Origin of the sequence: Leuconostoc sp. DB-1, assembly GCF_013414845.1 — a bacterium.
GTDB lineage: Bacteria > Bacillota > Bacilli > Lactobacillales > Lactobacillaceae > Leuconostoc > Leuconostoc mesenteroides.
On sequence record NZ_JABFNJ010000001.1, the window covers coordinates 610,621 to 619,682 of the forward strand.

Genomic DNA, 9,062 nt, shown 5'->3' on the forward strand with positions numbered 1-9,062 from the left:
GTATTATTTGTTTTAATAATAAATTCCAACATACTAAGTGTGTTGGAATTTTTATAAGGTGTTATCTAATTATTTGCTAATAAACCTCTTAACATTCAAAAACAGATGTGATAGGATATTTATATCGCTTCAACCGACTAAAATTTTAGGAATTGAGAATAATCTATGTCGTTATCACAACAACAATTGAATGATTTTTGGAGTGGCGTAAAGGCTTCCCTGCCAACCATGCTAGGTTATATTAGTATTGGCGCAGCATTTGGAACAATAGCTGGCTCAGAACACTTTACTATTTGGCAAGTCTTTTTGCTGTCAGCGATTTTTTATGCTGGTTCTGGACAGTTTATTGTTGTTAGTATGCTGGCTGCCAATGCTTCTATTAGCAGTATTGTCATGATGGTTTTTTTGGTTAACTTTCGCATGTTTTTACAATCATTAACGGTTACACAAGTTTTTCCACGGCAATCTACAGTATCTAGTTTGCTTATGGGTAGTTTAGTAACTGACGAATCATTTGGCATACTATCTGTGAATATTGCTGCTGGCAAGGAAAGATCAGTGATGTGGATGCATGGCTTAAATATTGCTTCGTGGGCAACGTGGTGGCTAGCTTGTGTTATTTTTGCAGTAGTTGGCAAAAACATTACTGATCCTGCAGCATTCGGCTTGGATTTTGCTTTAACGGGAATGTTTGCCGGACTTTGGTTGCTGACAAGCATTTCTATGTTCCAAAATCCGAAGGAAAGCAAGTTTAAGGTGCTGTCAATTATAATTGTTTCTACGGCTTTGTTATATATACTTATGTATTTCTTTAGCGCAGTTGTGTCTGTATTGATAGCCTCTGTTTTGGGAAGTTTTTACGCCGTTTTGGTAAATAGAAGTGAGGGTAAGTGATATGAGTGATACGAAATTTTATATCGTCCTTCTAGGTAGTATTATTGTGACACTTATTCCTAGAGTAATACCTTTTTTTATGGCTAAGTATATTAATTTTCCAGATTGGATGACGACATTTTTAAGGTATTTACCGTTAGCAATGATGACAACACTTATGTTTCAAAATATATTTGTTGTTCATGGGTACGGGCATCTGGCGACAGTGAACTTTACTGCTTTAGTAGCATTGTTGCCCGGTTTAATTATTGGTTATTTTAGGCGTTCTCTGATGGCTGTAGTTTTATTGAGCGTGCTAGTAATGGCTTTGATGAGATACTTTAATCTATAAGTAAAATTCCATATCAATTTAAGTGGATTTTGGCTGAGTTAATACTACTACTAGTGCCGGTGTGATAAACTCTATATATAGATCAATTTTATTATGGACTACTTTCTAGACACGCAAACACTGAAAGTACACAATAAAAATATGAGAATTAAAATAAGCATACCAAAAAGGAAACTGAGCGCTGATTATAAAATTTTCATAGCGCATTTTTATTAAATATGGCAAATAAATATGAAATTGTTAAAAAAGACATTTTAGAAAAAATATTGAGCGGAGAATACGATAAAAATCAACAGCTGCCAACAGAGAGCGAAATGATGACAGCATTTTCTGTCAGCCGTTATACCGTACGACGTGCTATTTCTGATTTAGAAAATGAAAAGTATGTTTATCGTGTGCAAGGTGGCGGTTCGTTTGTGGCTGATTGGTCGGCTGCAAAAAAATATGAGGAAATTCCCAAAGTAATTGGTATCTTATCTACTCATGTGGCATCTTATATTTTTCCAGCAATTATTGATGGTGCTGATCAAGTGCTATCTGAAAATGGATTTTCGCTTATTTTGGCTAACACCCATAACGACCCAAAACGTGAACGCACAGCATTAACAAATTTGATGAGCCAAAATTTGGGTGGATTAATCATTGAACCAACTCAAAGCGCCATCGATACACCTAATATTGATTTGTATCAAAAAATTGCGCAACTAAATATTCCGATGGTTTTCATTAATGCATCATACAATAATTTTGAAGGTACAACGTTGGTCAGTGATGATAAAAATGCAATCTATCAGGTAACGGAAAATTTGATTAAACGCGGACATAAAAGAATCACAGGTGTATTTCAAGTTTCTGATGTTCAAGGTATTCATCGTTTGAATGGCTTTCTTCAGTCGTATCAGAACCATCCGAATATCTTACCAGAGAGTTCCTCGATCATGTATAAATCTGATGAAGTGAATGAAGCACTTCAAAATATGCGTGAATTGTTGGTGAAAAATCCAGATCAGAGGCCCACAGCCGTCATCGCGTATAATGATCAATTAGCGATACGCATTGTCGATTTGATTCATGAGGTGGGGCTTAAAGTACCACAAGATATCTCCGTGATTGGTTTTGATGATTTCCAATTATCACAATATTTGTCTCCTAGGTTGACAACGGTGTCACATGCTAAAGAGAAAATGGGACAAGATGCAGCAAGGTTGCTGTTACAGAAAATCAAACATCATAAGGTTGAGTCGATTGTCTATCATTCTCAATTGATTGAAAGAGAATCAGTAAGTGATATTAGTTAAATTAAACGGCTAAAATAAAGCTAACTAGAATCTATCTTCTAGTTAGCTTTTTTGTGTTTTTAAAAATAAGTTATCGTATAAAAATATATTTATTTGACTTATACGGACAAATGTTTTATAGTTTGTTTGTAAGCGTTTCCAAAAAATGATTATTCTAGATAGTATTGTTCGATTCCGAGTCGCTTCAAAATAACTAATGTCGCTACAAGTACAAATACAGAGGATGAAAAATGGCTGATATAAAAGATTACAAGTTTTGGTTTGTGACAGGATCTCAATTTCTGTACGGTCCTGAAGTACTGAAACAAGTTGAAGAAGATTCAAAAAAAATTATTGAAAAGTTAAATGAATCAGGTAATTTACCTTATCCAATTGAATTTAAAACTGTTGGTGTGACAGCTGAAAACATTACTGAAGCAATGAAAGAAGCAAATTATGATGACTCTGTTGCTGGTGTTATCACATGGGCACATACATTTTCACCAGCTAAAAACTGGATTCGTGGCACGCAATTGCTCAACAAACCATTGCTCCATTTGGCAACCCAAATGTTGAACAATATTCCATACGATTCAATTGATTTTGATTATATGAACTTAAATCAGTCAGCACATGGTGACCGTGAATATGCATTTATCAATGCTAGGCTTCGATTGAATAATAAAATTGTCTTTGGACACTGGGCTGATGAAGCCGTTCAAGTACAAATCGGCAAGTGGATGGATGTTGCGGTTGCTTACGAAGAAAGTTTCAAAATTAAAGTAGTTACTTTTGCTGATAAGATGCGTAATGTTGCGGTAACTGATGGTGACAAAATCGAAGCGCAAATTAAATTTGGCTGGACGGTTGACTATTGGGGTGTTGGCGACTTAGTGACGTATGTTAACGCAATTGATGATGCTGATATTGATAATCTATATATCGAACTTCAAGATAAGTATGACTTTGTTGCTGGGCAAAATGATTCTGAAAAATATGAACATAATGTGAAATATCAATTACGCGAATACCTTGGTATCAAGAGATTTTTGACTGATAAAGGTTATTCGGCTTTCACCACTAATTTTGAAGACTTAGTTGGCCTTGAACAATTGCCTGGTTTGGCAGCACAGCTTTTGATGGCAGATGGATTTGGATTTGCCGGTGAAGGGGACTGGAAGACGGCAGCCTTAACACGTTTGTTAAAAATTGTGTCACATAATCAAGCGACAGCATTTATGGAAGACTACACTTTGGATTTGAGACAAGGTCACGAAGCAATTCTCGGATCACATATGCTCGAAGTGGATCCAACGATAGCATCAGATAAACCACGTGTTGAGGTGCATCCTCTTGGAATTGGTGGTAAAGAAGATCCCGCTCGTTTGGTCTTTAGTGGACGTACTGGTGATGCTGTTGATGTGACAATTTCTGATTTTGGTGATGAGTTTAAGCTAATTAGCTATGATGTCACAGGAAATAAACCAGAAGCTGAAACACCATATCTACCAGTTGCTAAGCAATTATGGACACCAAAGGCTGGTTTGAAAGCGGGTGCAGAAGGTTGGTTAACAGTGGGTGGCGGACATCACACAACATTGAGTTTCTCTGTTGATTCTGAACAGCTGACAGATTTGGCCAACTTATTCGGTGTCACATATGTAGATATTAAGTAAAGGGCATAATCATGGAAAATGGATCTACAAAAAGAATCGCCAGTTCATTTATATATTTCTTTGGTGCATTTGGCGGCATTTTATTTGGTTACGATATTGGCGTTATGACTGGCGCTTTACCATTTTTACAAAAAGACTGGCATCTAACAGATGCAGGAACTATCGGTTGGATCACTTCAACCCTTATGTTAGGAGCAATTCTTGGCGGCGCATTAGCTGGACAACTGTCAGATAGATTAGGTCGTCGTCGAATGATACTGGCTTCATCATTTATCTTTGCAGTTGGTGCAATTATGGCTGGTGTTTCTCCAAATAATGGTGTGGTGTGGTTATTAATTGCTCGCTTCCTCTTGGGCTTAGCAGTTGGTGCAGCTTCGGCATTAGTACCTTCATATATGTCCGAAATGGCACCTGCCAAAAATAGAGGTCGGTTATCCGGGTTGAATCAGCTGATGATTGTTTCTGGAATGCTTTTATCATATATCGTTGACTATTTGCTACAAGGCTTGCCGCATACGATTGCTTGGCGATTAATGCTTGGATTAGCAGCTGTGCCGGCAATCATACTTTTCTTTGGTGTTCTTCGTTTACCTGAGTCACCACGATTTTTAGTGAAAACGCACAAATTAGCCGAAGCACGACAAGTGTTAACTTATATTCGTACTGCCAGTGAAGTGGATCCAGAGCTAGAAGACATACAAAATACTGTAGCAATTGAGTCCGGTGCGCAAAAAAATATTACTTTAAGTACATTATTTTCCAGTAAGTATCGATATTTAGTCACCGCGGGTATTGGTGTGGCAGCTTTCCAACAGTTTATGGGTGCCAACGCAATATTTTATTACATTCCGTTGATTGTTGAAAAAGCAAGTGGACAAGCTGCGTCAAGCGCATTACTATGGCCAATCGTACAAGGTGTGATACTTGTCCTAGGCGCGTTGTTGTATATGGTAATAGCAGACAAGTTCAAACGGCGTACGCTACTGATGGTCGGTGGAACCGTAATGGCATTGTCATTCTTAATGCCATCAGCACTCAATGCATTGGTGGGTGCAGACAAGTTTCCACCTATGCTGATAGTGGTATTTCTGTCAATATTTGTTGCTTTCTATTCATTCACTTGGGCACCACTCACCTGGGTATTAGTTGGTGAGGTATTTCCGCTAGCAATTCGCGGTCGTGCTAGTGGATTGGCATCGTCATTTAATTGGCTTGGTTCCTTTGCTGTAGGGTTATTATTTCCTATCATGACGGCTGCCATGCCGCAAGCAACGGTATTTGCTATCTTTGGTGTAATTTCAATCATCGCCGTCTTATTTATTAAGTTTGCCGTACCCGAAACTCATGGCAGAACGCTTGAAGAAATAGAAGCGCAAGGAACAAACCATTAAAGAGTATTCGATAGATAAACTGGTTCAGTTGAAATAGGGAAATCGCAGAGCGGGCATCTTGTACTGGTTGGCGTTTTTCCATAAAGGAGAGCATATTTATGGCAGATGAAAAAATAAAACAAGCGATTAAAAATGGTGAAGTTGCACTTGGTGTTGAATTTGGTTCGACAACGGTAAAGGCAATCTTAACAACTGAAGATTTCAAAACAATTGCTTCAGGTAGCTATGAATGGGATAACAGTTTGCAAGATGGGCTGTGGACATATGCGATAGATGATATTTGGCTGGGATTGCAAACAGCTTATAGCAATCTTAGAAAGAAAGTATTTGTCGATTACAATGTTGAGATAAAAAAAATCAAAACCATGGGATTTTCAGCGATGATGCATGGTTATCTAGCATTTGATAAAAACAATGAATTATTGGTTCCTTTTCGTACATGGCGTAATGCCATCACTGAAGAGGCATCGCTAGAATTGACAAAATTATTTGAATTTAATATTCCACAACGTTGGAGTGTTGCCCATCTTTATCAAGCTATTTTGAACCAAGAAACCCATGTCAAAAACATTGAATTTTTAACAACCTTGGCAGGCTACGTTCATTGGCAATTAACTGATCAAAAAGTTATAGGTATCGGGGACGCTTCTGGAATGTTCCCAATTGATGAGAAAACTGGGAGCTACAGTCAGCGCATGCTGAGCCAGTTTGATTCTTTGAAGTCTGTCCAACAATATAATTGGCACATTCAAGACTTACTACCAAAGCCATTAACAGCTGGTGAGGTTGGTGGGTACTTAACAGAGAAAGGGGCGAGGTTACTTGACCCTAGTGGCAATTTATCAGCAGGAGCAACTATTGCACCTCCGGAAGGAGATGCAGGAACGGGTATGGTGTCAACTAACAGTGTTAAAAAACGTTCTGGAAATATTTCAGTAGGTACATCAATTTTTTCTATGATTGTACTAGAAAAAAGTTTACAGCACGTTTATACAAATATTGATATAGTGACAACGCCTACCGGCTCGCCAGTAGCAATGGTTCATGCCAATAACTCAGCATCTGATTTGAGTGCGTGGGTCAAACTATTTTCGCAATTTTCTAAGATGATTGGCAGTACTATTTCTACCAGTGAATTATACCAAGCACTTTTTAATACCGCATTGACGGAAGCAGAACCAGATGCTGGTGGTCTGTCTGGTTACGGTTATTATTCTGGTGAGAATATTACCGCGGTCCCAGAAGGACGGCCATTATTAGTGCGACAGCCAGATTCTGAATTTACTATTGGTAATTTGATGAGATTTCATTTTTTCACAGCATTTGGTGCTATTAAAATCGGTATGCGTATTCTATCTGACGAAAAAGTTTTGACAGACAATATCGTGGCGCAAGGAGGTGTCTTCAAAACGCCCATTGTGGCACAAAAATTATTAGCCGCAGCACTAAATACCGATATTACCGTAATGAAAACAGCAGGTGAAGGTGGCCCATGGGGAATGGCCGTGTTGTCTTTGTACACGATAAATAAAAAAACAACTCAAACTTTGGATGATTTTTTGGATAATAATGTGTTTATCAATGAAAAATACGAAACCTTATCTCCTGAACCTGAAGATGTTCAAGGATTTGAACAGTTTATGGAGCGATATGTCGCAGGGCTAGATATTGAATTGACAGCGATTAAAACATTGCCATCAAAAAAAGAGAAGGAGTAAACGTTATGTTAGAAGATTTGAAAAAAGAAGTTTACGAAGCTAACATGGCTTTGCCAGCTAATAATTTAGTGACCTTAACTTGGGGAAATGTTTCCCAAGTTGATCGCGAGAAAGGGGTTTTTGTAATTAAGCCTAGTGGTGTTGATTATAATGACCTCAAGCCTGAAGACATGGTGGTTGTTAGTTTAGATGGGCATGTTGTGGAAGGAAATTTGAATCCTTCTACAGATACCCCAACCCATGCATTTTTGTACCGACATTGGACTGATTTGGGTGGAATCGTTCACACCCATTCAAAATGGGCTGTTGCCTTTGCTCAAGCAGGAATACCAGTTCCTGCTGCTGGAACAACCCATGCGGACACATTTTATGGGGATGTTCCAGTCGCTCGGCGTTTGACTAAAAATGAAGTAGATAGTGAGTACGAACTAAATACTGGGAAATCAATTGTACGCGCGTTTGAAAGTGAAGATATTGATCCCATAGCAGTTCCGGGTGTTTTGACGAATGATCATGGACCATTTACATGGGGGAAAGATGCTATGGATGCGGTTCATAATGCTATAGTTTTGGATGTTGTAGCTGAAATTGATTATCATACTATGAGCCTTAATCCTTCGCAAGATATTCACGTACCACAATATTTGTTAGACCGTCATTACTATAGAAAACACGGTGTAAACGCATATTACGGACAAAATACTCATTGAAATATAATTTATTAAGATAGTTAAAGTTAATAAAAAAGAGTCCTTGATTTTTCAAGAGCTCTTTTTACATGTTAATCGTGTTATTTTTTAGTGTAGTAGGACAGTATTCGATCAAATAACTGAGTGGTATTAACATCGTTTAGATATTCTGTAATATTATAGGCTTCTTTTATTTTCTTTTCATTATTATAGTAAATTCCGGTTAGAAATAATTTCCATAATTGTTGATTGGTGTTGAGTGATATTTTTTCCATTTCCAATTTATTAAGTAAAAAAGTAGTAATATTATTTTCCTTCTGCATGATACTAGTTTCCAAATATTTAATTATCGTATTAGTAATTATATCAGGGTAGCACATAACATTGGATTCGCTGTTGTATTGTGACAAAATGTCTAAGAAATACGATTTCGTTTTCTTAACAGGAAGCATATTAATAGTAGATTCAAACAGATAAATATCGTAGAGACGCCAATTAATAATTTTATCAAAATATGAAAAAAGTATATTTTGATCAATTTCATCTGCTGATTGAAAGAAAAGATGATAAATAGTTGATTGTACCATTAGCATACGATGCTTTGTTTCTATATCTAATGATTTATGATGCTTATAGTGTGAAAATATTTTACGTAATTCATCAATGCTTCCCTGCATGTATAGCTTATCTAGGTTATTTCTAAAAGTTGTCGTATTTTGATCCGGACCAAATATACTATAGAAGTATTCCTCAACGGTAATCTCAAGTTTGTTACAAAGAATAAATATGGTTTGAGCATTTGGCAAAATTTGCCCATTTTCTATTCTGGAAACCATGGCCTGAGAACCAACAATATCGCCCAGTTGCGCTTGAGACATATTTCTCAATTTTCTCTTTTCTTTGATAATGTTGCTCTTAAATTCTCTCATAATTACAAATCCCCATCCCGTTGCTATATAAAATTTAGTAACTAAAAACTAGCACGGTATGTGCTAGTTTTTTTACTTTATTCAATATTGAATATGCTATTATGCATAAATTACAAAAGAGAAGCAGAAGGCTTATAGAATGAAATGGTAAAGGTTT

The 9,062-nt window shown here is 37.0% G+C and carries 8 protein-coding genes; 7 read left to right on the forward strand and 1 reads right to left on the reverse strand.

Annotation, left to right across the window (positions count from 1 at the left end; genetic code table 11):
• The first annotated feature begins 165 nt into the window (after positions 1 to 165).
• The 7 genes from HFP47_RS02860 to HFP47_RS02890 all read left to right on the forward strand — a co-directional run bounded on the left by HFP47_RS02860 (position 166) and on the right by HFP47_RS02890 (position 7,997).
• Complete coding sequence (locus HFP47_RS02860; protein ID WP_011679621.1) at positions 166 to 894, forward strand: AzlC family ABC transporter permease; 729 nt, start codon at positions 166 to 168, stop codon at positions 892 to 894.
• A gap of 1 nt (position 895) precedes the next feature.
• Positions 896 to 1,225, forward strand: a complete 330-nt coding sequence (locus tag HFP47_RS02865) for an AzlD domain-containing protein (RefSeq protein WP_010293382.1) — start codon at positions 896 to 898, stop codon at positions 1,223 to 1,225.
• A 218-nt stretch (positions 1,226 to 1,443) separates the two neighbouring features.
• A complete protein-coding gene (locus HFP47_RS02870; RefSeq protein WP_179875999.1) occupies positions 1,444 to 2,523 on the forward strand; it encodes a GntR family transcriptional regulator in 1,080 nt (359 codons plus the stop codon).
• Positions 2,524 to 2,753: 230 nt separating this feature from the next.
• Positions 2,754 to 4,178, forward strand: a complete 1,425-nt coding sequence (araA, locus tag HFP47_RS02875; protein ID WP_011679623.1) for an L-arabinose isomerase — start codon at positions 2,754 to 2,756, stop codon at positions 4,176 to 4,178.
• An 11-nt stretch (positions 4,179 to 4,189) separates the two neighbouring features.
• Complete coding sequence (locus tag HFP47_RS02880; RefSeq protein ID WP_060461353.1) at positions 4,190 to 5,569, forward strand: sugar porter family MFS transporter; 1,380 nt, start codon at positions 4,190 to 4,192, stop codon at positions 5,567 to 5,569.
• Between the two features lie 98 nt (positions 5,570 to 5,667).
• A complete protein-coding gene (locus tag HFP47_RS02885; RefSeq protein WP_150279885.1) occupies positions 5,668 to 7,287 on the forward strand; it encodes a xylulokinase in 1,620 nt (539 codons plus the stop codon).
• A gap of 5 nt (positions 7,288 to 7,292) precedes the next feature.
• Positions 7,293 to 7,997 (forward strand): L-ribulose-5-phosphate 4-epimerase, encoded by a 705-nt coding sequence (locus HFP47_RS02890; protein ID WP_096639066.1) that lies wholly within the window; start codon positions 7,293 to 7,295, stop codon positions 7,995 to 7,997.
• A gap of 80 nt (positions 7,998 to 8,077) precedes the next feature.
• On the opposite strand, the gene HFP47_RS02895 is transcribed toward HFP47_RS02890, so the two are convergent.
• Positions 8,078 to 8,905, reverse strand: a complete 828-nt coding sequence (locus tag HFP47_RS02895; protein WP_011679627.1) for a helix-turn-helix domain-containing protein — start codon at positions 8,903 to 8,905, stop codon at positions 8,078 to 8,080.
• Between the last annotated feature and the right edge of the window lie 157 nt (positions 8,906 to 9,062).

What these genes read in the sequence shown, in the direction of transcription:
- HFP47_RS02860 (WP_011679621.1), top strand. Translation starts at nt 166, where the DNA reads ATGTCGTTATCACAACAACAATTGAATGATTTTTGGAGTGGCGTAAAG.
- HFP47_RS02865 (WP_010293382.1), top strand. Translation starts at nt 896, where the DNA reads ATGAGTGATACGAAATTTTATATCGTCCTTCTAGGTAGTATTATTGTG.
- HFP47_RS02870 (WP_179875999.1), top strand. Translation starts at nt 1,444, where the DNA reads ATGGCAAATAAATATGAAATTGTTAAAAAAGACATTTTAGAAAAAATA.
- araA (WP_011679623.1), top strand. Translation starts at nt 2,754, where the DNA reads ATGGCTGATATAAAAGATTACAAGTTTTGGTTTGTGACAGGATCTCAA.
- HFP47_RS02880 (WP_060461353.1), top strand. Translation starts at nt 4,190, where the DNA reads ATGGAAAATGGATCTACAAAAAGAATCGCCAGTTCATTTATATATTTC.
- HFP47_RS02885 (WP_150279885.1), top strand. Translation starts at nt 5,668, where the DNA reads ATGGCAGATGAAAAAATAAAACAAGCGATTAAAAATGGTGAAGTTGCA.
- HFP47_RS02890 (WP_096639066.1), top strand. Translation starts at nt 7,293, where the DNA reads ATGTTAGAAGATTTGAAAAAAGAAGTTTACGAAGCTAACATGGCTTTG.
- HFP47_RS02895 (WP_011679627.1), bottom strand. Translation starts at nt 8,905, where the DNA reads ATGAGAGAATTTAAGAGCAACATTATCAAAGAAAAGAGAAAATTGAGA.